Origin of the sequence: Comamonas sp. MYb69, assembly GCF_037479315.1 — a bacterium.
Taxonomy (GTDB): Bacteria; Pseudomonadota; Gammaproteobacteria; order Burkholderiales; family Burkholderiaceae_C; genus Comamonas.
In genome coordinates this window covers 381,462-403,177 of record NZ_JBBGZG010000004.1, presented here as the reverse complement: position 1 = coordinate 403,177, position 21,716 = coordinate 381,462, and the positions used below count along the sequence as shown (strand labels likewise).

22 protein-coding genes are annotated in these 21,716 nt (G+C 65.7%); 4 read left to right on the top strand and 18 right to left on the bottom strand.

Annotated features, from left to right (window positions below; all coding sequences use genetic code 11):
* Positions 1-8: 8 nt before the first annotated feature.
* Positions 9-722, top strand: a complete 714-nt coding sequence (locus WH303_RS08135; RefSeq protein WP_339517875.1) for an SDR family NAD(P)-dependent oxidoreductase — start codon at positions 9-11, stop codon at positions 720-722.
* 105 nt (positions 723-827) lie between these two features.
* Here the strand turns inward: WH303_RS08135 and WH303_RS08130 are convergent, their stop codons facing one another.
* From WH303_RS08130 to WH303_RS08095, 8 genes are all read right to left on the bottom strand, one after another.
* A complete protein-coding gene (locus tag WH303_RS08130; RefSeq protein WP_339517874.1) occupies positions 828-1,844 on the bottom strand; it encodes an aldo/keto reductase in 1,017 nt (338 codons plus the stop codon).
* Positions 1,845-1,914: 70 nt separating this feature from the next.
* Entirely contained in the window at positions 1,915-2,871 is a 957-nt protein-coding gene (locus tag WH303_RS08125; RefSeq protein ID WP_021027553.1) for a Gfo/Idh/MocA family oxidoreductase, read from the bottom strand.
* A 77-nt stretch (positions 2,872-2,948) separates the two neighbouring features.
* Positions 2,949-3,818 (bottom strand): class III extradiol dioxygenase subunit beta, encoded by an 870-nt coding sequence (locus WH303_RS08120; RefSeq protein ID WP_339517873.1) that lies wholly within the window; start codon positions 3,816-3,818, stop codon positions 2,949-2,951.
* 1 nt (position 3,819) lies between these two features.
* Entirely contained in the window at positions 3,820-4,257 is a 438-nt protein-coding gene (ligA, locus tag WH303_RS08115) for a protocatechuate 4,5-dioxygenase subunit alpha (protein ID WP_339517872.1), read from the bottom strand.
* A gap of 78 nt (positions 4,258-4,335) precedes the next feature.
* A complete protein-coding gene (locus WH303_RS08110) occupies positions 4,336-5,253 on the bottom strand; it encodes an amidohydrolase family protein (protein ID WP_339517870.1) in 918 nt (305 codons plus the stop codon).
* A 12-nt stretch (positions 5,254-5,265) separates the two neighbouring features.
* Positions 5,266-5,949, bottom strand: coding sequence for a 4-carboxy-4-hydroxy-2-oxoadipate aldolase/oxaloacetate decarboxylase (gene ligK, locus WH303_RS08105; RefSeq protein WP_339517869.1), 684 nt, complete (start codon positions 5,947-5,949; stop codon positions 5,266-5,268).
* A 46-nt stretch (positions 5,950-5,995) separates the two neighbouring features.
* The gene (locus WH303_RS08100) at positions 5,996-7,024 is read right to left on the bottom strand and encodes an amidohydrolase family protein (RefSeq protein ID WP_312989178.1); all 1,029 of its coding nucleotides are present in this window, start codon (positions 7,022-7,024) and stop codon (positions 5,996-5,998) included.
* A gap of 69 nt (positions 7,025-7,093) precedes the next feature.
* Positions 7,094-8,212, bottom strand: a complete 1,119-nt coding sequence (locus WH303_RS08095) for a 4-oxalomesaconate tautomerase (protein WP_339517867.1) — start codon at positions 8,210-8,212, stop codon at positions 7,094-7,096.
* 196 nt (positions 8,213-8,408) lie between these two features.
* On the opposite strand from WH303_RS08095, the gene WH303_RS08090 reads away from it, so the two are divergent.
* Complete coding sequence (locus WH303_RS08090; protein WP_339517866.1) at positions 8,409-8,918, top strand: hypothetical protein; 510 nt, start codon at positions 8,409-8,411, stop codon at positions 8,916-8,918.
* Positions 8,919-9,036: 118 nt separating this feature from the next.
* Here WH303_RS08090 and WH303_RS08085 read toward each other — a convergent pair whose 3' ends face one another.
* Positions 9,037-9,339: a DUF883 family protein gene (locus WH303_RS08085; RefSeq protein ID WP_021027561.1), complete on the bottom strand. Its 303-nt coding sequence runs from the start codon at positions 9,337-9,339 to the stop codon at positions 9,037-9,039.
* 237 nt (positions 9,340-9,576) lie between these two features.
* Between WH303_RS08085 and WH303_RS08080 the strand changes: the two genes are divergently transcribed.
* Both WH303_RS08080 and WH303_RS08075 read left to right on the top strand, forming a co-directional pair.
* On the top strand, positions 9,577-9,837 hold the full coding sequence (locus tag WH303_RS08080; protein ID WP_339517864.1) for a hypothetical protein: 261 nt from the start codon (positions 9,577-9,579) through the stop codon (positions 9,835-9,837).
* A gap of 177 nt (positions 9,838-10,014) precedes the next feature.
* Positions 10,015-10,209, top strand: coding sequence for a hypothetical protein (locus WH303_RS08075; protein ID WP_148293205.1), 195 nt, complete (start codon positions 10,015-10,017; stop codon positions 10,207-10,209).
* A gap of 88 nt (positions 10,210-10,297) precedes the next feature.
* Here WH303_RS08075 and WH303_RS08070 read toward each other — a convergent pair whose 3' ends face one another.
* From WH303_RS08070 to prpF, 9 genes are all read right to left on the bottom strand, one after another.
* Complete coding sequence (locus WH303_RS08070; protein WP_339517863.1) at positions 10,298-13,384, bottom strand: efflux RND transporter permease subunit; 3,087 nt, start codon at positions 13,382-13,384, stop codon at positions 10,298-10,300.
* On the bottom strand, positions 13,381-14,565 hold the full coding sequence (locus WH303_RS08065; protein WP_339517862.1) for an efflux RND transporter periplasmic adaptor subunit: 1,185 nt from the start codon (positions 14,563-14,565) through the stop codon (positions 13,381-13,383). Before WH303_RS08065 ends, WH303_RS08070 begins: the two co-directional genes overlap by 4 nt.
* A 10-nt stretch (positions 14,566-14,575) precedes the next feature.
* Positions 14,576-16,018, bottom strand: a complete 1,443-nt coding sequence (locus WH303_RS08060; RefSeq protein WP_339517861.1) for a TolC family protein — start codon at positions 16,016-16,018, stop codon at positions 14,576-14,578.
* An 11-nt stretch (positions 16,019-16,029) separates the two neighbouring features.
* Positions 16,030-16,659 (bottom strand): GbsR/MarR family transcriptional regulator, encoded by a 630-nt coding sequence (locus WH303_RS08055; RefSeq protein WP_339517859.1) that lies wholly within the window; start codon positions 16,657-16,659, stop codon positions 16,030-16,032.
* Between the two features lie 143 nt (positions 16,660-16,802).
* Positions 16,803-17,867, bottom strand: a complete 1,065-nt coding sequence (locus WH303_RS08050) for a sensor histidine kinase (protein WP_339517857.1) — start codon at positions 17,865-17,867, stop codon at positions 16,803-16,805.
* A gap of 7 nt (positions 17,868-17,874) precedes the next feature.
* Entirely contained in the window at positions 17,875-18,726 is an 852-nt protein-coding gene (locus WH303_RS08045; protein WP_339517855.1) for a hypothetical protein, read from the bottom strand.
* A gap of 76 nt (positions 18,727-18,802) precedes the next feature.
* On the bottom strand, positions 18,803-19,492 hold the full coding sequence (locus WH303_RS08040; RefSeq protein WP_260719303.1) for a response regulator: 690 nt from the start codon (positions 19,490-19,492) through the stop codon (positions 18,803-18,805).
* 129 nt (positions 19,493-19,621) lie between these two features.
* Positions 19,622-20,482, bottom strand: a complete 861-nt coding sequence (locus WH303_RS08035) for an isocitrate lyase/PEP mutase family protein (protein ID WP_339517851.1) — start codon at positions 20,480-20,482, stop codon at positions 19,622-19,624.
* Between the two features lie 15 nt (positions 20,483-20,497).
* The gene (prpF, locus tag WH303_RS08030; RefSeq protein ID WP_339517849.1) at positions 20,498-21,697 is read right to left on the bottom strand and encodes a 2-methylaconitate cis-trans isomerase PrpF; all 1,200 of its coding nucleotides are present in this window, start codon (positions 21,695-21,697) and stop codon (positions 20,498-20,500) included.
* Positions 21,698-21,716: the final 19 nt, after the last annotated feature.

Here is a 21,716-nt window from a genome sequence, read left to right as displayed (position 1 = left end):
CACCAAAAATGTCCACTATCGAAGAAAATGTCATTCTCATCACCGGAGGCACCTCCGGCATTGGCGCGAGCGCCGCGCTGCACTTTGCCCATGCCGGCGCCTCCGTGCTGGCGCTGGGGCTGGACGCGCAGGGCCTGCATGCGCCGCGCCATCCCCGCATCCAGTGCCTGGAGCTCGATGTCTGTGACAGCGCCAAGCTGAACCAGACGATCGCCGAGCAGCCCCGGCTCGATGCGCTGGTCAACGCAGCGGGCATCAGCCGCCATGCACAGGAATACCAGCCAGAGGCCTTCCTGCAGGTGATGCACACCAATTTGACCGCCGTGATGCAGGCCTCGATGGCCGCTGCGCCGCATCTGCTGCAGCGCCAGGGTTGCATCGTCAATGTGGCCTCGATGTACAGCTACTTTGGCAGCAAGGACCGCCCCGCCTACAGCGCCAGCAAGGGCGGCATTGTGCAGCTGACGCGCTCGCTGGCCCAAACCTGGGCGCATGAGGGCGTGCGTGTCAATGCGGTCGCTCCCGGCTGGATTGCCACCCCCTTGAGCGAAGGCCTGATGGCCGACCCCAAGGCCTCGGCAGGCATCCTTGCTCGCACCCCCATGCAGCGCTGGGGCCATGCGTCCGAGGTGGCCGCGGTAATCGGGTTTCTGTGCTCCCCAGCGGCATCGTTTGTCAACGGCGCCGTGATTCCCGTCGATGGCGGCTACCTGACGGTCTAGCGCCGCCGCGCGGGCTGGGCAGGCCGCTCAGGACAGCAGAACGGGGAGTTAGCGAGATCCGCTCCCCGTTTTGCACAGCGCCCCAAGCGCCCTGTCAGCCTGGCATCAGCCCTGCTCGAAGGCAAACTTTTCGGTATCCACTTCGCGCTGCGAAGCTGGTGCATAGCGCTCGCCCTCGATGGCCTGCGGTGCAAACAAGGCATCGAGCTCGGCCAGCAAGCCAGCATCCAGGCGCACGCTGCCACCGCGCAGATTTTCATGCAAATGGGCGATGTCGGTGGTGCCGGGCAGCGCAACCACATGCTCGCCCTGGTGCAGCACCCAGGCAATGGCGAGCTCAGCCAGACTGCAGTCCGCGCGCTCGGCAATCGCCTGCATGGGCGCCAGCAGTCGCAGGTTCTTGGCATAAGCCTCGGGCTGAAAACGGGGCATGCCCGCACGGATATCGCCCGGCACCCATTGGGTGCCGGCAGGCAATTTGCCCGACAGAAAAGCCCGGCCCATCGGGCTGAAGGCCACATAGGCAATGCCCAGCTCGCGGCAGGCCTGCAAGCTTCCCAACTCGGCATTGCGTGACCACAGCGAATACTCGCTTTGCAAGGCCGCAATCGGGTGGGTGGCATGGGCGCGCCGCAGCGTCTCTGCCCCGACCTCGGACAGCCCCAGCGCCCGCACCTTGCCCTCTTCCACCAGACGCGACATCGCGCCCACCGATTCTTCGATCGGCACCCGCCGGTCCCAGCGGTGCAGGTAGTACAGGTCAATGACATCGGTGCCCAGCCGCTGCAGGCTGTCTTCGCAATGGCGACGCAAGGTCTTGGGATGGCCATCAATCACACGGCGCATCACGCCATCGTCGCCGCGCACACCCGCCATACCGCACTTGCTCGCCAAGGTGATGCGGTGGCGGTGCGGCTTGAGCACCGGCCCGACCAGCGCTTCATTGGCGCCAAAGCCATAGAGTGCTGCAGTATCAAACAAGGTGACGCCTGCATCCAGCGCTGCATGCAGCAGCGCCTGGGCCTGCGCCTGCGTGGCCGGGTGGCCATAGGCATGGCTCAGGTTCATGCAACCCAGGGCGACAGGGCCGACCTGGAAGGGGCCAATAAGGCGTTCGCTCATCATCTCTCCTGAAAAACCAAAACCGCCTGCGATAAGGAGTGCAGGCGGTTCACGACTGGTCGGGCCGATATTACTGCAGCTGCTGCTCCAAAGCATGCAAAACCTGGTAGCAGGGCAACACCTGGGCGATGCTGGAGCGGGGCTGTCGGCCCTCGCGGATCGCGGCGAAAAACTCGCGGTCCTGCAGCTCGATGCCATTCATCGACACGTCCACCCGCGAGACGTCGATGGCCTCACCCCGGCCATCGAGCAGCTCGTCGTAGCGGGCCACATAGGTGCCCGTGTCGCCGATATAGCGAAAGAAGGTGCCCAATGGGCCATCGTTGTTGAAAGACAGGCTCAGCGTGCACAGGGCGCCATTGGCCGCCTTGAGCACGATGCCCATGTCCATGGCAATACCCAGCTCGGGGTGCACAGGCCCTTGCACGGCATGGGATTGCACGATGGGACTGCCCGCCTGGTGGGCGAACAAATCGACCGTGTGCGCCGCATGGTGCCAGAGCAGATGGTCGGTCCAGCTGCGCGGCTGGCCCAAGGCGTTCATATTGCTGCGGCGGAAAAAGTGGGTCTGCACATCCATTTGCTGCAGCCGGAAGCTGCCCGCCTGCACCTTTTGCTGGATCCATTGGTGGCTGGGGTTGAAGCGGCGGGTATGGCCACACATCGCCACCAGCCCACTGGATTTTTGCAGCTCGGCCAGCGCCAGCGCGTCCTCCAGCCGGTCGGCCAGCGGAATCTCGACCTGCACGTGCTTGCCTGCCAGCAAGCACTGGCGCGCCTGGCTGGCATGCAGCTGCGTGGGCGTGCACAGAATCACCGCGTCCACGTCCGGCCGCGCCAGGCTGTCTTGCAAGTTGGTGGCCACATGCCCAATGGCATGGTGCTCGGCCACCTGGCGGGCTTTGGACAGATCGGGGTCGACCAGCGAGACGACCTGCACACCGGGGATCAGCGCAATACCTTCCAGGTGTTTGAGACCAAAGGCGCCTGCGCCTGCAAGCGCCACGTTGAGGGGGCGAAGTGTCATGGTGTCCTCCAGGGTGTGGGAGTGCCCGGGCTGGCAGCCGGGCGATGGATAGCGAAAGTCACAAACATGGCGGCCTCTCAACCGTTCTCCAAAATCAGGTGACCCACGGCGGTGTTGGAGGCCGGCACGTGGTAGAAGCGGTGCTTGACGCTGGGCCGCCTTGCGGGATCGACCACATCGGCCATCGCGCCACGGGCAATCAGCCACATGACCAGCTCAATGCCCTCGGAGCCCGCCTCCCGCACATAGTCGATATGGGGCACCTTGGCCAAACTGGCGGGGTTGTGGATCAGCTGGTCCAGGAAGCAGTTGTCCCATTCCTGGTTGATCAAACCCGCGCGCGCGCCTTGCAGCTGGTGGCTCATGCCACCGGTGCCCCAGATCTGCACATTGAGGTCGGCGTCAAAGGTTTCCACCGCTTTGCGGATCGCATTGCCCAGGCTGAAGCAGCGCTGGCCTGAAGGGACGGGGTACTGCACCACATTGACGGCAAACGGAATCACCGGGCAAGGCCAGGCACCGCCATCGGCGGGCTGCTCCCCGCACATCAGGGACAAGGGCACGGTGAGCCCATGGTCCACCTCCATCTTGTTGACGATGGTCAGGTCAAAGTCCTGCTGGATCACCGACTGCGCGATATGCGAGGCCAGCTCAGGATGGCCGACCACCTGGGGCACCGGCCGCGGTCCCCAGCCTTCATCGGCTGGCGAGTAGGCTGCGCCCGTGCCGATGGCAAAGGTGGGGATCAGATCCAGGCTGAAGGCCGTTGCATGGTCGTTGTAGACCAGAAATATGACATCGGGCGGGTTCTCGCGCATCCACCGGCGCGAATATTCATAGCCTTGAAAAAGCGGCTGCCAGTAGGCCTGCTGGGTCAGGCCCTGGTCCATCGCCACGCCAATGGCGGGCACATGCGAGGTGAAGACCGCTGCGCTGATGCGGGCCATATCAGATCCCTCCCTTGCCGGTGATGCCGCCGGTGGGCTGCGCCGGCGCCGCTGCCGCCTCATTGACAAAGCGGCAGCCGTCCACCGAGCGACCACCGGCGATCATCATCGCGCGGTAAGCCTCCTCGCTCATGCCCGTCATTGAGCCGGCCATCTGCTGAAAGCTCTTGCCATCGGTGGCCCCGATCTTGGCGAGAAAATAGATATTGCCGCCGGTGCGTATGCACCAGTTCAGGTCACGGGCCAGCACGGCCTGCTTTTGCTCCTCGGTCATATCCCAGCCGTCCAGGTAGGCCCGCTCATCGGCTTTGAAGCGCCGGCGGTTGTCCGCTTGCATCAAGGACATGCAAAACTGGTTGAGCCAATAGCCCTTGCGTGACTGGTCGGCGTCAAACACCACGGTGCCAGGCACATCAAGATAGGGTTTTTCTAAAGCCATATTTTTTCTTTCCAAGTTTGTTATAGGGTCCTGGCCTGCGGCCCGCTGGGCGGATCCGCGTGGAAACCTCCCGTGGGCTCATGCCTCCTCGGGCCAATACAGACGCATCGGGTTGTCCACCAGCAATTGGTGGCGCAGCTCTGGCGTGGGGGCGATCTGGGCGATGAAATCCACCAGCAAGCCGTCATCGGGCATATGGCCCTTCAGATTGGGATGGGGCCAATCGGTGCCCCAAAGCACACGGCTGGGAAAGGCCTCGACCACCCGGCGCGCAAATGGCACCACATCCTGGTAGGCGCGGCGCTCGCCACGCAGCGCCTGCGGCCCCGTCAGCGACAGGCGCTCGGGGCAGCTGACCTTGCACCAGAGCTTGTCGCTCTCCTGCATCCGCTGCAAAAACATGCTGAACTCGGGTCCATCGGCGGGCTGGCCGACATCGGGACGCCCCATGTGGTCCACCACGACGGGGGTGGGCAGGCGGCGCAGGAATGGCCACAGCGCAGGCAGGTCCTGCGCTTCAAAATAGACCACCACATGCCAGCCCCAAGCGGCGATGCGCTCGGCGATCTCCTGGAGTTCATCCTGCGGGGTCACATCCACCAGGCGCTTGACAAAGTTAAAGCGCACGCCGCGCACGCCGGCCAGGTGCAGCTCCTGCAGCTCCTGGTCGGTGATGCTGCGCCGCACGGTGGCCACCCCCCGCGCCTTGCCGCCGGATGCCTTGCAGGCATCGACCATGGCCCGGTTGTCCGCACCGTGGCAGGTGGCTTGCACAATCACATTGCGCGAAAAGCCTAGGTGGTCACGCAATGCAAACAGCTGCTGCTTGCTCGCATCACAGGGGGTGTATTTGCGCTCAGCGGCAAAGGGGAACTCCGCGGCCGGCCCAAACACATGGCAGTGCGCATCCACGGCGCCATCGGGCAACTGCAGCACAGGCTTTGCGGGCCAGGGATGCCAATCCAGCCAGCCGGGGGTTTTGACAGACAAGGACACGATGCAACCCCTTTAATCGATATAGCGCAGGCCGGATTTGGCCAGCGGCGCACGCATCTGGTAGAGGTCCAGCCCCAGCACGCCAGCGGCCAGCTGGGCACGTTTGGCCGTCTCAAAACGCTCGCGGTCCAGCGCGGTCTCCCAGGTGGCAGGCGCGATGGCAGCAGGCACACAGACCACCCCATCGTCATCGGCCACGATCACATCGCCCGGGGTGACCCACATGCCGGCGCAGACAACCGGGATGTTGACCGAGCCCAGCGTCGCCTTGATCGTGCCCCTGGACGAGACGGCCCGGCTCCAGACCGGGAACCCCATCTCCTGCAAGGTCTTCGTATCGCGCACGCCCGCATCGATGACCAGCGCCCGAGCACCACGGGCCTGGAAGCTGGTGGCCAACAGGTCGCCAAAATAGCCATCGCTGCATGGCGAGGTCACGGCTGCCACGACGATGTCACCGGGCTGGATCTGTTCTGCCGCCACATGCAGCATCCAGTTGTCGCCAGGCTGGAGCAGCACCGTCACTGCCGTGCCAGAGACACACTGGCCCGCAGCAATCGGGCGCAGCGCTGGCTGCAGCAGGCCGACACGGCCCATGGCCTCGTGCACCGTGGCCGAGCCCAGAGGGGCCAGGCCATCGGCAGCGGCACGGTCGGCGCGCTGGATATGGCGGTAAACAACCCCGAGTTCATACATTGCAGGTTCCTTGTGGATGGGTGATGGATGGTGGGTGGCGGGCGCTTCACAGCCCCCGGCTGCGAAGCACGGCATCGAGGCGTGGAAACACGCGCCGCGCATTGCCTTCGTAGACCTGGCGCCGGCCTTCGTCATCGAGATGCGGTGTGGCCTCGATATAGCGCCGGGTGTCGTCATAGTGGTGGCCGGTTTGCGGATCGATGCCGCGCACCGCCCCGACCATCTCGCTGGCAAACAGAATGTTTTTGGCCGGCAGCACCCGGGTCAGCAAGTCGATGCCGGCCTGGTGGTAGACACAGGTGTCAAAAAACAGGTTGTGGAGCAGGTGTTCCTCAAGCAGGGGCTTGCCCAGCGCCTGCGCCAGGCCCCGGAAGCGCCCCCAGTGGTAAGGCACGGCACCGCCCCCATGGGGAATGAGCAGGCGCAGCGTGGGAAAGTCCGTGAACAGCGCACTGTCGAGGCACTGCATGAAGGCCGTGGTATCGGCATTGAGGTAGTGCGCGCCGGTGGTGTGAAAGCAGGCATTGCAGCTGGTGGAGACATGCACCATCGCGGGGATGTCGTACTCGACCATCTTTTCGTAGATGGGGTACCAGAAGCGGTCGGACAGCGGCGGTGCCGTCCAGTGCCCACCAGAGGGATCGGGGTTGAGGTTGATCGCCACATTGCCGTATTGCTCCACGCAACGGACCAGCTCGGTGATGCAGCTGCGGGGATCGACACCCGGGGACTGCGGCAGCATCGCAGCTGGCACAAAGTGGTCGGGGAACAGCTCGCTGACGCGAAAGCACAATTCGTTGCAGACCTCGGCCCAGGCGCTCGATGTCTCGAAATCTCCCACATGGTGGGCCATGAAGCTGGCACGCGGGCTGAAAATCGTCATGTCCAGCCCCCGCTGGCGCATCAGCTTGAGCTGGTTGCTCTCAATGGTTTCGCGGATCTCGTCATCGCTGATACGCAAATCGGCGGCCCGAGGCGTCCGGCGCGGGTCCTTGAGGCCGGCCATCTGCAGGTCACGCCACTGGCCCAAGGCCGCAGGTGCCGTTGTGTAATGTCCATGCACATCAATAATCATGCCGTGCTCCTCCCTGTTTTTCCTCGTGGCCAGCGCTCGCCACGCAGCCTGGCTGGGTGCCGCGCAGCATCACGCGGGCCCTGCCCAGATGGCGCGGGGCACCAGCACCTCACCGCGCATCAGCACCCTTGCCGTGCGCAGCAAGGCGACCTGGGGCGGCGCATCGGCCTGCCCCGCGCCCGGCTTGAGCTTGACGCTCAGCACGCCCGAAGGGTGCTCGATCGCGAGCGTGTCGGCATCAACGCCGCTGGCCCGCCGGGCCAATCCCTCGCAGACGGTGCCAGGCAGCTGCACCGCTGTGCCGACCGTGACGGCGGCCAGCACGCCAATGCTTTCGTGACAGACATGGGGGATCAGGCAGCGCGTGCTGATCGCGCCGCCATGCCGGGGCGGCGCCACCAGGGTCATCTTGGGGTAGTTCTTGGCAGAGACATCACCCAGGCCCATGGCCTGCGCAGCCTGCAGGCGCAGCGCCTCCATCCGGCGCCGAAGATTCTGGTTGGCATCGATCTCGGCGGCCGTCTCATAGCCGCTTGCACCCATATCTGCGGCTTGGACCAGGACCAGCGGCATGCCGTTGTCGATGCAGGTCACCTCCACGCTGAAAGGCGCACAGCCCTCTGCGGCCACCGTTATGCGATCGCGCGCCTTGCCGGTGGGCAGCAGGCTCTTGCAGACCGATCCCGCCGTTTCCCGAAAACAGATCTCGATCGGCGCAGCACGGCCTGGCACGCCATCGATGTGGGCGTCTCCGCCATCGGCCAGCTGGCCGGCTGACAGCGGCAGCGTGATATCGGCCAGCATGCCGGTGTTGCGGGCCCATACGCGAAAGCTGGCACGCTCACCTTGGGCCTGGAGCATGCCGGTGGCCAGCGCAAAGGGAACCGCCGCAGCCAGCATATTGCCGCAGTTGGGCCGGGTGTCGACCGAGTCCATTTCAGGCTGCACCTGGGCAAACAGAAACTCCAGGTCCACCCCCGCTTGCGCCGAGCGGCTGACAATGCCGATCTTGCTGGTCAGCGGATGCCCGCCGCCGATGCCGTCGATCTGGCGGCGGTCGGGCGAGCCCATCGCCGCGAGCAGCACCCGGTCGCGTGTGGCCACATCCTGGGGCAAATGGGCGGCGTTGAAGAACGGCCCCTTGGAGGTGCCGCCCCGCATCAGCAGGCAAGGAATCGCTGTGGGCATGGAGTGCTCCCCGTGTTCTGTTGCCATCCATTCTGCGGACAGACACGGCAATGAGCCACGGGCGCAGCCAGCTAGCAGCTATAACCGGCTGGCATATCTTCTGCCGCCTGGGTAGCCGGACAGGCGCGCCTCGTCCTACGGCAGATGGCATCGGCTGCTGTCAGGACTTTGCCTACCCCTGTCCTAGCATGGGGGCATGTTGAGCAAGAGAGCAACCACCCCCGTTTTATCGGCAGCAGCCGTCGCGCTGGCAGGCCTGTGCATCGCCGCCACTGCCTATGCGATGAGCGATGAGGAAATCCGCGCAGAAACAGAGCGCATCGCGGCCCAGTACAGCACGGCCATGGCCCATTGCCAGACGCTGCAGGGCCACGACAGAGATATCTGCATAGAGGATGCCAAAGGCAGCCAGCGCGTGGCCCAGGCCGAGCGCGATGCCAAGCTGCTGGGCGATGCCGGCCACAGCTACCAGGTGCGCGTGGCCAGAGCCGAGGCGGACTACCGCGTTGCCAAGGAGCGCTGCAATGAGATGCGCGGTGATGCCGTCGGCGTCTGCAAAAAGGATGCCGAGGCCGCCTACCGCAAGGCCCAGCAGGATGCCCAGGTCAAACGTGTGGAAGCGCCCCCGGCCACCTCCACCGACCAGCCCTTGACCCCGCTGGCCCCCGCAGGCAGTGCAATGCCCCTCGCCAACCCGGGGCGTTGAAGCCGCACGGCGCGCTGCCGGTTGGCAGAGCGCAAAAAAAACTGCGCTGACCAGAAGCGGTCAGCGCAGGTTTTCAGCGTTCACCAGGGGCCGGCACCGCCTGCCCCTTCAGCTGCCATCAGCGGCGGCAGGCGGCGTAGCCCAGCACCACACCAATGGCCAGCGCGGCACCGGCAATGTGCCAGGGCTCGTCATGCGCATATTTGTCGGTGCAGGCGGCGGTGTGCTTGGTTTGTGCAATGGCGCGGGCTGCGGAATCGCGGGCCAAGCCCATGCCTTCGTCCATGCGCTCACGGATGCGCTTGATCTCGGGGATCGCATCGAGCTCCTTGACCGACAGCAGTGCGCGCACATCGCCCACCAGCTGGTCCACATCCCCCTTCACATCGGAGAGGCTGACTTGTCGCTTCTTGAAAAACATGTTCTTTCCTTTCTTGTACCCAAGCCCAAAATGTGCTCTGCCTCATACCTTATAGAAAGACCCAGCAGCGCCATGTAGGAAAGCCGCCCGCGTCGGCGTGCAAAGGTCTTGGTAGCAGCAGCAGCAGCAGTGCAAAACCCTGCTTTGGCGCACAAGCGCTGCCCCTGCTTTTCCTACACGCAATGCTGGCCGCCCAGGTCAGGATGGCCACTGAGCCCGATGAACCCTGGAGGACCTATGCCAGACCAAACCCCACCCACCACCAACCCGCCTGCCAGCGACAAGACAAATGTGGACACCACCCGCAAGCAGCAGCCCCATGACCCCGGCTCACAGGCCAAGATGCCCCATGAAAAGGACCAGTCCGTCGGCGAGACCAGCCAGGAGCCCTCGCCGGAGATGGAACAAGCCCATGCGGATTTGAAGCGCGGCCTGGTCGACACCGATGCGCGGGCCCCCGATGGCCGCCCCAAGGGCAGCAAACACCCGGTCGGTTAAGCCGTTTCAGCGCTGCACTGGCCCGCTACGGCAGCGCGCGAACGCGCATTGCCGCGTCAAATGATTCAACTTGTAACATCATCGAATACAGCAATGCATCTATAGAACAAATCTTGCTTTCGTACTAAGCTATCCGCGTTGGAGCCCGTCCATGTGGCCCTGACAGGAAGGTATGCCGTGTCGCAACGAAAGCAGGAGGATGCTGTCAAAGACGATTACCTGGAACAGCTCAAAGCCGAAGGTGCCAGTCTTTTGATGCAGAACCCACAGGAAGGTACGCCCGAGCACGCCAAGATGATGCTGATCGACGCCAAAATTGACCAACTCACCAGCCCCATCACCGTTCCGAACTGGAAGGAAACCGGCTTGTGAAACGCAGCCCGCTGGACCTGAACTGACCCCAGCGGGCTTTTTGTTGCCCGGCGCAACCGCTGCGCCGGGGGCCGCACGGTAGCGACACTTATTGATGGCCCCGTAGCGTCGTCTCCCGCTGATCCTGGGCACTGGGCAAGGTCACCCAGCGGGCCAGTTTGGGCCGTAGCCAGTTTTCCAGATCGTCCATCACCGCATAGACCACCGGCACCAGCACCAGCGACAAGGCGGTGGATGACACCAGCCCGCCGATGACGGCGACGGCCAGCGGCTGGCGAAACTCCGAGCCGCTGCTCACGCCCAGCGCGGTAGGCAGCATGCCCATGGCCATCGCAATCGTTGTCATGATGATCGGCCGGGTCCGTTCATGGGCGGCTTCCAGCAAGGCCTCGGTCTGGCTCTTGCCCATGCGCTCGGCCTCCACCGCATGCTCGACCAGCAAGATCGAGTTCTTCGCCGCCAGGCCCATCAGCATCAGCAGGCCAATCAGCACCGGCAGGTTCAGCTCCCCGCCTGTTGCCAGCAAGGCCAAAAAGGCGCCGGCCAGCGACAGCGGCAGCGCGGCCAGAATGACCACCGGCTTGACAAAGCTGCGGAACAGCAGGATCAGCACGCCAAAGATCAGCCCCACCCCCGCCATGATGGCCAGGCCAAAGCTGGCAAACAGCTCCTGCATGCCTTCGGCATCGCCATAGAGCGGCCGCGATACGCCCTCGGGCAGGTTTTTCAGGAAGGGCAGCGCATCCACGGCCGCATTGGCCTGGCCCAGCGACACGCCATGGACCTCCGCCTCCAAGGTGATGCGGCGCTCGCGGTCAAAGCGGTCAATGTGGGATTCGCCGACCTGGAAATGCATGTCCGCCACCGCCGACAACGGCACCGTGCCACCCTGCCCCGTGGGCACGCGCAGCGCGCCAATACTGTCCAGATCACGCAAGGCACCCTGGGGCAGCCGCACGCGCACGGCCAGCCGCTGGCGCCCGGTGTTGAACTTGGAGGCGGTCGCATCCAGGTCCCCCAGGCTGGCCATACGCGCCACCTCGGCGACCACATCGGGGGTCACACCCAGGCGCGCGGCCGCATCGGGCTTGAGCCGTATCACCAGCTCGGGGCCCGGGTTGGGCGCCACCTGGTGCACATTGGCCAGCATCGGCAGGCCGCGCAGCTCACGCTCGGCGTCTGCGGCCGTGCGCCGCAGCAGCTCGCCATCATGGCCACCCAGGATCACCTGCAGGTTCTGCGTGCCACCGCCCTCGCTTTCGCTGTAGCTCAGCCGCACATCGGGCACCTGCAGCAGCAGGGGGCGCAGATGGTCCTGGAAGGCCTTGGTCGTCATCGAGCGCGGTGATTTGAGCTGCACGATCACGCTGCCCTTGCGTGGGTCGCCATCACGCTGGCTGCTGCCCACGCTGACAAACACATCCTGCACATCCCCTTGCTGGCGCAGCAAACGGGTCAGGCTGGCGGCCGATGCGCGCATGTCCTCGGTGGTCGCGCCCGGCGCGCCTTGCAGGTTGATCTGCACCGTGCCGCCATCGCCCTTGGGCGCAAAGCCGGTGGGCAGCAGCGAGGCCAGCATCAGCGAGCCGACAAAAATCAGCACGCCAGCCGCCAGCGACCACCAGCGGTGCGCCAGCGTCCACTCCAGCAGCCGGCGGTAGCGGCCGGTAAAAGGCTTGTGCGGATGGGGCTGCGCCGAGGGCTTGAGCAAATAGGCGCACATCAGCGGCGACAACAGGCGCGCCACCAAGAGCGAGAACATCACCGACACGGCCACCGTCACCCCGAACTCGCGGAAGTACGGCCCGGCATAGCCACCCATAAAGGCGACCGGCAAAAACACCACGGCAATGGCCAAGGTGGTGGCCACCACCGCCAGGCCAATCGCGTCCGCCCCTTCCATCGAGGCGCGCCAGGGCGAGGCGCCGGCCTGCACCCGCTTTTGGATGTTCTCCACCTCGACAATCGCGTCATCGACCAGCACGCCGATCACCAAGGTCAAGGCCAGCAGGGACAGCATATTGAGCGAATAGCCGAGCCAATGGATCACCGCAAACGTGGGGACCAGCGAGATCGGCATGGCCACCGCCGCAATGAGCGTCGCGCGCCAGTCGCGCAGGAACATGAACACGACGACCGCCGCCAGCAGCATGCCTTCGAGCAAGGTCGCCACCGTGGCATCAAAGCTCTCGCGCGTGTTCTTGGCGCCCGATGACACCAGCTGGTACGACACCCCCGGCTGCTCCTTGGCCAGCGCCGCCACCGCCTTGGCCACCGCCGTCTCCACATCCACATCGGACGCGGCCTTGGTCTTCATCACCTGAAAACCGACCACCGCCTCGCCATTCAAGGCCGCAAAACCGCGTCGGTCGCTGGCCCCACTGGCTACGGTGGCCACATCACCCAGGCGCAGATGGCGGCCGTCGCGCGTGGCAATCACCAGCTGCTCGAGCTCCTGCACCGATGGGGCGGCCGCGAGGATACGCACCTGCTGCTCCTGCGCACCAATCTGCGTGCGGCCGCCCGATGCATCCAGGTTGTGGGCGCGCAGCGCGTCGTTCACGGCCACGGCCGTCAGGCCCAGCGCCTGCAGCTTGGCGGGGTCCAGGGTCACGGTGATGTCGCGCGCCACGCCCCCCACCTGGGTCACCTGCCCCACCCCTGGCAGCGCCACCAGCTTGCGCGCCACCACATCCTCAATGAACCAGTTCAGTTCCACATCGTCCATGCCCGGGGCGGAGACCGCATAGGTCAGCAAGGGCATGGCATCAAAATCGAGGCGCTCAACAATCGGCGGCTCGATGCTGGCCGGCAGGTTGGCGCGCACACGGTCAATGGCCGCCCGCACCTCGTCGACGGCCCGCTGCGGCTCCAGCCCGATCTCGAACTCCACCAAGGTCAGCGACATGCCCTGGGTGACGGTCGAGATCACATGCTTGACGCGGGCGACATTGGCCACACCGTCTTCCACCACGCGGGTGACCTGGGTTTCCACCTCGGTGGCCGCCGCGCTGGGCAAGGCGACTGCCACCTGCACGATGGGAAAGGACACATCCGGGTAGAGCTTGATCGGCATGACCCGGTAGGCCATCAGCCCGGCCACCAAGATGGCGATGAACAGCACCACCACGGGGATCGGGTTCTGGATGGACCAGGCGGAGATACGCAGCTTCATCGCTGGCCTCCAGCCGCAGCAGCAGGTGCAGGCGCAGGTGCCGCTTCCGGCGTGGCAGGCACGGCGGCCGACTGGGCAGCGCCATTGATCTGCACCCGGTCCCCCTCCAGCACAAAGGCGCCGCCGCCCAAGGCCAGGCGGGTGCCCAGCGGCGGGCCATCGCGCAAGGCCACCCAGCCCTGGGCGCGGGCGCCCAGGCTCACCGGCAGCTTGCGGATGCGGCTGTCGGCATCGATCGTGGCCAGCTGCGGGCCACCGGCTTCAAAGTGGATGGCTTTTTCTGGCACCGCCGCCACCGGCGCAGCCGCCTGCGCAAAACGCGCCTGCGCAAAGCCGCCCGGGCGTAGATCGGCCCGCACCGGCAGCGCCACGCGCACCTGGGCCAGCTTGGTCTTGTCGTCCACCCGGCGCGACAAAAGCCGCACCCGGCCCTCGAGCTCAACACCCGAAGCCAGGGTCACCGCCACCTGGTTGCCCGGCTGGATGCGGTCCACCTGGTCCTCGGGCACCTCGGCAGCCAGCTCCACCATGCCGTCCCACGCCAGGCGGAACATCGCCTCGCCCCCAGGGCTGGCCACATCGCCCCGGCGTACATTGCGCTGCAGCACCACGCCGGCCACCGGCGCGCGCAGCACCATGCGCTCGGCCTCTACGCGCAGCCCCGCCAGGTTGGCCGCTGCCACATCGGCATTGGCCTGGGCGCTGGCCGCTGCCGTGCGGCGCTGCTGGATCTGTTCGTCCGACAGCACGCCCTGGCCATCCAGGCCTTCGACCCGTGCCGATTCGGCCTGGGCCTGCCTCGCCTGCGCCTTGGCCTGCACCAGGCTGGCTTGCGCCTGGGCGATCTTGGCCTGCAGCAAGCCGTCATCGAGCCGCGCCAGCGGCTGGCCGGCACGCACCTGGTCGCCCTCATCGGCCAGCAGCGCGGCCACCCGGTAGCCGCTCAGCTCCGGGCCAATCGCAATTTCTTCGCGCGCCACCAAGAGGCCCGATGCCTGCTGCACCCCGCCCATGGGGCGCAGCTCCACCTGCGCCACGCTCACCGTACGCACCACCTCGGCCACCGGCTTCGGAGTCTTGTCCGCACTGCCTTCGGAGCAGGCCACCAGCCCCAGCAGCGCGACCGACCCCAGGCCTAGCCCCAAGCCCACGCGCCATCCGCTTTTCTTTGATTGCAGCATTGCATCCCTCTCAATCTGTCTTCTGTGTATCGGTGCCCAGCGCATCCCGGGGCCAACCGCCGCCCAGCGCCTGGAACACCTGCACCGCATGCGCCAAGGCTTCGGCGCGCGCCTGGGTCAGGCCACCGCGCGAGTCGCGGTAGACCTGCTCGGCATCGAGCATCACCACCAGGTCAAAAAAGCCCGCCTCATAGCCCTTGCGTGCCGCCTCATAGGCGGTCTGCGCCCGCGCCTCGGCCTGCGCCAGCACTTTCAGCCGCTGTGCATCGGGCGCCATGCGGAGCAGCGCCTGGTCTGTCTCGGAAAACGCGCGCTGCACCACCTGCTCATAGGCGATCACCGCCTGCTCGGCGCGAGCGCCCTGAGCGCGGGCGTTGGCCAACAAGCGCGGGCGGTCCAGCACTGGCATGGCCACATTGCCTGCCAGCGACCACAGCCCGGTGCTGAGCGACGCGCCCTGCTGTTGCCAGTTCAGGCCCAGCCCAGGGGTCAAGGTGATGCTGGGCAGCAGCGCCAGGCGCGACAGTTCCAGCCCGCCCGCGGCCGCATCCATCTGCGCCTGGGCCTGCAGCACATCGGGGCGCCGCGCCAGCAAATCCGCAGGCAAGGCTTGCGGCAGCGCTGGCGCCTGGGTCTGGTTCTCATCCAGGAGCAAGGCCGACAGGGGCTGGTCGCCCTGCCCCACCAGCACCAGCAAGGCGCGCCGTGCGGCATCCAGCTGCGACTGCAGCACCAGCGCATTGGCCTGGGCTGCCAGCAAGCTGGCATCGACCCGCGCCACATCGGCCAGCGCCACCAGGCCGCGCTCGAGCTTGCGCGCCAGCACCTGCTGCAGGCGGGTCTGGATAGTGATCGTCGCCTGGGCATCGGCCAGCGCAGCGGTCAGGCGCTGGGCCTCAAACAGGCTGCGCGCCACTTCGGCCACCAAGGCCGCGCGCTCGCCATAGGCGCCATAGAGCGCCGCGCCAAAGTCGCCATCGGCCTGGCGCGCCAGCGCATCACCCCGGCCCAGCACATCGAGCTCCCAGGAGACTTGCAGGTCCAGCCCGGCGCTGCTTTGCCGGCCCAGGCCAACCCCGCCCGCCGATGCGCCGCCCAGCCGCTGCACGCTTCTGCGGTCGCCGCTGGCGCGAAGTCCCCCTTGGGGCTGGTACTGGGTCAGCGCGGCCTCGCGCAGCGCCCTGGCCTCGCGCACCCGCGCCAGCGCCATCCGCGCCTCGGTGCTGGCCGCTAAGGCCTGGTCCACCAGGCGGTTGAGCTGGGGCTGCTCGAACAGGGTCCACCAGGTATCGAGCTGGGGCGCCGCCTGCGCTGGCTGGGAGTCCGTAGACGCAGGCACTACCGAAAACTGCGACGCCACCACCGGCGCCGGCGCGCGCGCATCCGGCACCGACGAGCACCCCGACAAAGCCGCCAGGCACAGCGGCGCGGCCGCCCATAGAACGTATTTCATGGCTCGGGTACTCAGTCTGGTGCTTTGCGGCTGGATGACGGCGCGCGAGCTTGGCGCACTTTAGGCGCTTTAGCCGCTATGGGCGAGGTTGCAGCAGCGGCTGCTGTCCGCCGGGCTGGCACCGGTTGCGCCGCCGCCTGCTTTTGCCGCTCGGCCAACTTGGCCAGCAGCTCCTGCAAGGTCTGGGCCGTTACCGCATGAAAATCCTGCGCCTGCTGGAGGCGCGCAGTGGCGTCAGCGGGCAGCGGGCTGCCCGTCAGCAGCTCATCCACATAGGCCGTAAAGCGCTGGCAATCGGCAATGCTCTGCTCCAGCACGATCAAGAAGGGGTTGGCGCGCAGGCTGAAAAAGTCCTGGCGCTCGCCGCGCATCGCCACCCGCTCGATGATGCCCAGGCGTTCGAGCAAGCGGGTATTGGTGCTCACGCTGGCGCGGCTGGCCTGCATGCGCTCGGCCAGCTCGGCAAAGCTGATGGGCCCGCCATCGAGCAAAAAGATGCCGATCAGGCGCCCGGCAATCCGGGGCAGGCCACTGGTCTCCGCCTGGATCGCATTGCGCTCGATAAACAGCTCGCGCGCCGCAAGCGCCTCATGCGCCTTCTTGGCCGCCGAGGCCGCCTTCGCCTTGTCCTGCTGGGTCACAGCCACCGTCCTTCATTCGTATTGTTCAGTCACCGCTGAACAATATAAACGAATTCGGGTTGACCCTAGTTATTAGAAGTAACGCTCGCTTGAAAAGAAAAAGGGCCGTGGTAGTCGGCCCTGCGGTGCTGCGCGCCTGGTGGTCAGGACTGGCGCAAGGCCAGCCGCGCCGTCAGCAGGGTGCGCCCCGGCTCGGAATCGATCTCGAGCACGCCGCCCACGCGGCCGATACGCACGGCCATCGAGCGCATGCCGATGCCCAGGCCCGAAGCCTCCACCGCAGCGGCATCAAAGCCCACGCCATCGTCTTCGATCTCCAGCACCAGCGCATCGGCCTCGGGCTGCAGAAAGGACAGGCGCACCTGGCGCGCCTGGCTGTGCTTGATGACATTGGTGAGGCCCTCCTCGACGAGACGCGTCATCGCCAGGTACTGCAGCGCGTCGGGCGGGGTGCGCCAGGCGGGCGCAAACTGCCAGTCACAGCGGATGTCGAGCGCATCGAACAGGTTGGCAAAGCGGTGGCGCAGCGGGGCCAGCCACTCCTGCGGCGACGCAGGCACGCGCACCTGGGCCGAAGAGTTGCTGTCGATCGTCTGGCGCAGGTCGTCGCGAATGTGCTTGAGCATGGACAGCACCTGGGGCCGCGTCAGGCTGCCACCGCCGCCCTGCTCCACGGCAGCAATCATGTGCACCAGCGAACCGCCCAGCCCATCGTGCAGGTCATGGGTCAGGGCCAGGCGCTCCTGCAGGCGCGCATTCGACAGCTTTTGTGCATCGAGCTCGGCCTTGAGTTGCTCGGCCTTCTTCTGCTCGGTGATGTCGAAGGTAAAACCGATCAGGCCCGTGGTCTCGCCCTGCGCATCGCACAGCACATGCACCACCTCGCGCACCCAGACAAAGCTGCCTTCGCTGGTCAGTGCGCGGTACTCGGCCTCGTGGTCCACGCCCGCCAGGCACAGCCCCACGCAGCGGTTGACCGTTGTGTCGCGCTCGTCCGGGTGGATACGCTCGGCCCAGTCGTTCACCGTCTGCCAGCTGTCCTGGCTCCAGCCCAGCAGCGCCTCGATCTGCGGCCCCACATAGGTGTACTTTTTGCTCGCCCAATCGATGCGGAACGGAATCGCCAACGTGGACTCCAGCAGCGTTTGGTAGAGGCCGTTGTCGGTGTCGGGCTCCAGGGTGCGTAGACGAGGCTGCGTATCGAGCATAGGGGTGTCAGGGTTGCGTCAACAAGGGGTGAACTGTCGGCAATGCATTCCAGAACCAGTAGAAGTACCCGCTGTCTTTGGGCAGCAAGGTCAGGGTCTGCACGCTTCTCTGCGTGCCACCCCGCCAACAGGCCAGGGCTGAATTGCGGTTGCCGTGCAGATCGATATAGGCCGCATTCGGGATTTTGGGCCTGGGAGGCATGTACAAGGCCATGCCCCGGGGCACCCAAAGATCGGCGAGAAAGATTCTATCCCGCTGCGGCCAATAACGCCCTACCGAAATCACCAGCGGCAGCTGGGGATCTACCGAGGAGAACACATGCGGGAAATCATGGTGCTCCAAGTCGGTACAGACCGTGGGCTGCAACTGGTTGCGGTGCTCCTCGTCCAGATAGGGGCATTGCTGGCCGGCAAACATGCCGTACTCGAACGGGGTGTTCTCCAGATGGCGGATCGGGCTTTGCATGCGCAGCCCCTGGCCCGGCTCGATCAAGGTGATGCCAAAGGCAGCAGCGGCCTCGCGCGTGGCCCACAGCGGCTCGTACACCACCTCGGTGGCGACGAACTCCATCTTGGTCTCCTCACCAAACTTTGTCGGCGGCAGGCGATGCGTGCCACTGACCTGGTAGCCGCGGCCCCAAGAAGGCTCGGGGGAACTGTCCGAGGGGCTGCCCGCCACCGGATTGCCGGCCACCGGAGTGCCGGCCACAGGCTGCAGCTCCTTCACCCCGGCAGGGAGCTTGTCCTTGAATGTGGGCATGCCATCGATATTGCAGACATAGGGCTTCTCCTGCGTATCGACCCAGGTGCCGATACCGTCTCGAATCAGCAAAGGCGCATCAAAAAAAGTGTGAGGCACGGTCAATCACTCCAGATGGGATGGGCGGGCGGTTGGGGGAAAGCGAGAAAAGGGACCAGCGCTGCGCGCGTCCGGCTCAATCCACCAGGCGGCGCCGGCGCGCTTCCTGCGCCGCCTGGGTGCGCGAGGACACCGACAGCTTGCGGTAGACATTCTTGATATGCGACTCGACCGTGTAGCGCGACAGAAACAGGCGCTCGGCAATCTCGCGGTTGCTCAGGCCCTCGACCACCAGGTGCAAGATGGTGTGTTCGCGCGCACTCAAGCCCGGGTCGTCGGCAGCCTGCACGGCCGGCGGGGCTTGCAGCGGCAGCTCCTCAATGATGCGCCGGGCAATGAAAGGGTCGATGGGCGCGCCGCCACGCAGCACGCTGCGCAAGGCCATGGCCATTTCCATGTCATCGCGCTCCTTGAGCACATAGCCCACGGCGCCTGCGCGCAAGGCCGCCCAGATCATCTCCTGCGTGCTCCAGGCCGACACCACCAGCATCGGCAGGTTGGGGGCCTGGGCATGGAGCTCCTCGATCAGCTCGATACCACTGCCATCAGGCAGGCCCAGGTCCACCAGCACCAGCGATACCGTGTGGGCCTCGCCCGCCAGGTAAGCGCGTGCCTCGGCGAGCGACCCGGCCATCACCAGCGCATCGCTGCTGTAGCCCAGCTGCTGCAGCAAGCCCTGCAGCCGGTTGCGCACCAGCGGGTTGTCCTCCACCACCAATACGGGTGCGGGCAGTGCGAGATCGGCGGTGAGCATCTGGGTGGGCATGGGATCCGTTCATATTCCAAGTGCTGCAATTATTCCGCAAGCCCAGGCCCTTGCCCCTCACTGAAAATGGTGAATTTCAGCGCCATGACGATTTGCTGACAGCCGCGTGGCAGCGGCCAAAGATCGCCCTCAAGTAAAGCGCTTCTCCAGCGCATCCCAGGCGGGCTTGCCCACCAGGCGCTGGCGCTCGGCAAAGCTGGCCACCAAGCCACTCGCCTCCTGCACCGACTTCTCATCGCGCAGCACGGTCAAGGTCTTTTGCATGCCGGCCACTGCGCCCTGCAGCGCCGCATTCGCATAGAGCACGATGCCATAACCCAGCGCGCCCAGTTGCTCGGCATCAAAAATGGGGGTCTTGCCGCCAATCACCATGTTCATCAGCTGCGGGGTGGCGAGCCGCTTGGGCAGCGCGCGGATCTCTTCGGCGCTGGTGACGGCCTCGACAAACAAAATATCGGCCCCGGCTTCGGCAAAGCGCTGGGCCCGCTCCACCGCCGCCTCAAAACCATGGGTGGCCGCCGCATCGGTGCGTGCCATGATCAGCAGGTTCGGGTCGCGCCGGGCATCGACGGCGGCCTTGATCTTGCTCACTGCCTCTTCGGTGGAGACCACCTCCTTGCCGTTGAAATGCCCGCAGCGCTTGGGCGCCACCTGGTCTTCGAGCTGGATGCAGTCGGCACCGGCACGCTCCAGGGTGCGCACCGTGTGGTAGACATTGAGCGCATTGCCAAAACCGGTATCGGCATCGACCAGCAAGGGCACACTGACCGTATCGCGGATGCGCGCCGTGTGGTCGGCGATCTCAGCGAGGCCCATAAAGCCCTGGTCCGGCAGGCCCAGCCACATATTGGTCACACCCGCGCCGGTCACGTAAATCGCCTCAAAGCCCAGGTCCTCGATCACCTTGGCCGACAGCGCATTGAAGGCCCCCGGCACCAGCACGCCCCGGCGTGCCGCCACCATGTCTTTCAGCAGTTGCTTGGTATCCATTCCACCGTCCCCCGTTCAAAAACAATCGCCCGGCACCCGCACGGCGCCTTCCATCAGAATGCGTGCGCTGCGGCTCATCAGCGCCTTGGTCACCACCCACTGGCCATCCTGCAGGCGTGCCTCCGCTCCTACCCGCAGGGTTCCCGAGGGGTGGCCAAAGCGCACCGCGCTGCGCTCGCCGCCACCGGCAGCCAGGTTGACCAGGGTGCCCGGCACCGCTGCAGCCGTGCCAATGGCCACCGCTGCCGTGCCCATCATCGCGTGGTGCAACTGGCCCATCGACAGCGCCCGCACCAGCAAGTCCAGGTCCTGCGCCTCCACCGCCTTGCCGCTCGATGCCGTGTAGCTGGCTGGCGGCGCCACAAAGGCCAACTTGGGTGTGTGCTGGCGGCTCGCGGCCTCGGCCAGGTCCTGGATCAGGCCCATCTTGAGGGCGCCATGGGCACGAATCGCTTCCAGGCGCGCCAAGGCCTGCGCATCGCCATTGATATCGCCCTGCAGCTCGCAGCCGCTGTAGCCCAGGTCTTGCGCATTGAGAAAGATCGTCGGGATACCGGCATTGATCAAGGTTGCGGCAAAGCTGCCTACCCCTGGCACATCGAGCTGGTCCACCAACTGGCCGGTGGGAAACATCGCACCACCATCCTCGCCCTCGTCGGCCGGGTCGATAAAGGCCAGCTGCACCTCGGCGGCAGGAAAGCTCACACCGTCCAGTTCAAAGTCGCCGGTCTCCTGCACCTGTCCGTTGCAGATGGGCACCTGGGCCATGATGGTCTTGCCGATATTGGCCTGCCAGATGCGCACCGTGCACAGCCCGTTGTACGGGATGCGGGCCGGGTCGATCAGGCCCATTGCGATCGCGCAAGGGCCGACGGCGGCAGAGAGGTTGCCGCAGTTGCCACTCCAGTCCACCAAGGGCTTGTCGATAGCGACCTGGCCAAACAGATAGTCCACATCATGGTCAGCGCGTGTGCTCCTGGCCAGCAGCACCGCCTTGCTGGTGCTCGACGACGCATTGCCCAGGCCATCGATCTGCTTGCCATAGGGGTCGGGGCTGCCCAGGGTGCGCAGCAAGATCGCATCGCGCGCCGGCCCAGGCTGCTGCGCGGGCAGCGGCAAATCCGGGACATGGAAGAACACGCCCTTGCTGGTGCCGCCCCGCATATAAATGGCGGGGATCTTGATCTGGGGAGGATGGGCGGTCAGGTTCGTCATGGTTATTCAGAAAAAAGCT

Coding starts and splice junctions, on each gene's coding strand:
- WH303_RS08100 (WP_312989178.1), bottom strand. CDS start 7,024: ATGATTATTGATGTGCATGGACATTACACAACGGCACCTGCGGCCTTG.
- WH303_RS08065 (WP_339517862.1), bottom strand. CDS start 14,565: ATGCTGCAATCAAAGAAAAGCGGATGGCGCGTGGGCTTGGGGCTAGGC.
- WH303_RS08085 (WP_021027561.1), bottom strand. CDS start 9,339: ATGTTTTTCAAGAAGCGACAAGTCAGCCTCTCCGATGTGAAGGGGGAT.
- WH303_RS08060 (WP_339517861.1), bottom strand. CDS start 16,018: ATGAAATACGTTCTATGGGCGGCCGCGCCGCTGTGCCTGGCGGCTTTG.
- WH303_RS08070 (WP_339517863.1), bottom strand. CDS start 13,384: ATGAAGCTGCGTATCTCCGCCTGGTCCATCCAGAACCCGATCCCCGTG.
- WH303_RS08090 (WP_339517866.1), top strand. CDS start 8,409: ATGTTGAGCAAGAGAGCAACCACCCCCGTTTTATCGGCAGCAGCCGTC.
- ligK (WP_339517869.1), bottom strand. CDS start 5,949: ATGTATGAACTCGGGGTTGTTTACCGCCATATCCAGCGCGCCGACCGT.
- WH303_RS08130 (WP_339517874.1), bottom strand. CDS start 1,844: ATGAGCGAACGCCTTATTGGCCCCTTCCAGGTCGGCCCTGTCGCCCTG.
- WH303_RS08095 (WP_339517867.1), bottom strand. CDS start 8,212: ATGCCCACAGCGATTCCTTGCCTGCTGATGCGGGGCGGCACCTCCAAG.
- WH303_RS08040 (WP_260719303.1), bottom strand. CDS start 19,492: ATGCCCACCCAGATGCTCACCGCCGATCTCGCACTGCCCGCACCCGTA.
- WH303_RS08125 (WP_021027553.1), bottom strand. CDS start 2,871: ATGACACTTCGCCCCCTCAACGTGGCGCTTGCAGGCGCAGGCGCCTTT.
- WH303_RS08050 (WP_339517857.1), bottom strand. CDS start 17,867: ATGCTCGATACGCAGCCTCGTCTACGCACCCTGGAGCCCGACACCGAC.
- ligA (WP_339517872.1), bottom strand. CDS start 4,257: ATGGCTTTAGAAAAACCCTATCTTGATGTGCCTGGCACCGTGGTGTTT.
- WH303_RS08080 (WP_339517864.1), top strand. CDS start 9,577: ATGCCAGACCAAACCCCACCCACCACCAACCCGCCTGCCAGCGACAAG.
- prpF (WP_339517849.1), bottom strand. CDS start 21,697: ATGACGAACCTGACCGCCCATCCTCCCCAGATCAAGATCCCCGCCATT.
- WH303_RS08035 (WP_339517851.1), bottom strand. CDS start 20,482: ATGGATACCAAGCAACTGCTGAAAGACATGGTGGCGGCACGCCGGGGC.
- WH303_RS08135 (WP_339517875.1), top strand. CDS start 9: ATGTCCACTATCGAAGAAAATGTCATTCTCATCACCGGAGGCACCTCC.
- WH303_RS08120 (WP_339517873.1), bottom strand. CDS start 3,818: ATGGCCCGCATCAGCGCAGCGGTCTTCACCTCGCATGTGCCCGCCATT.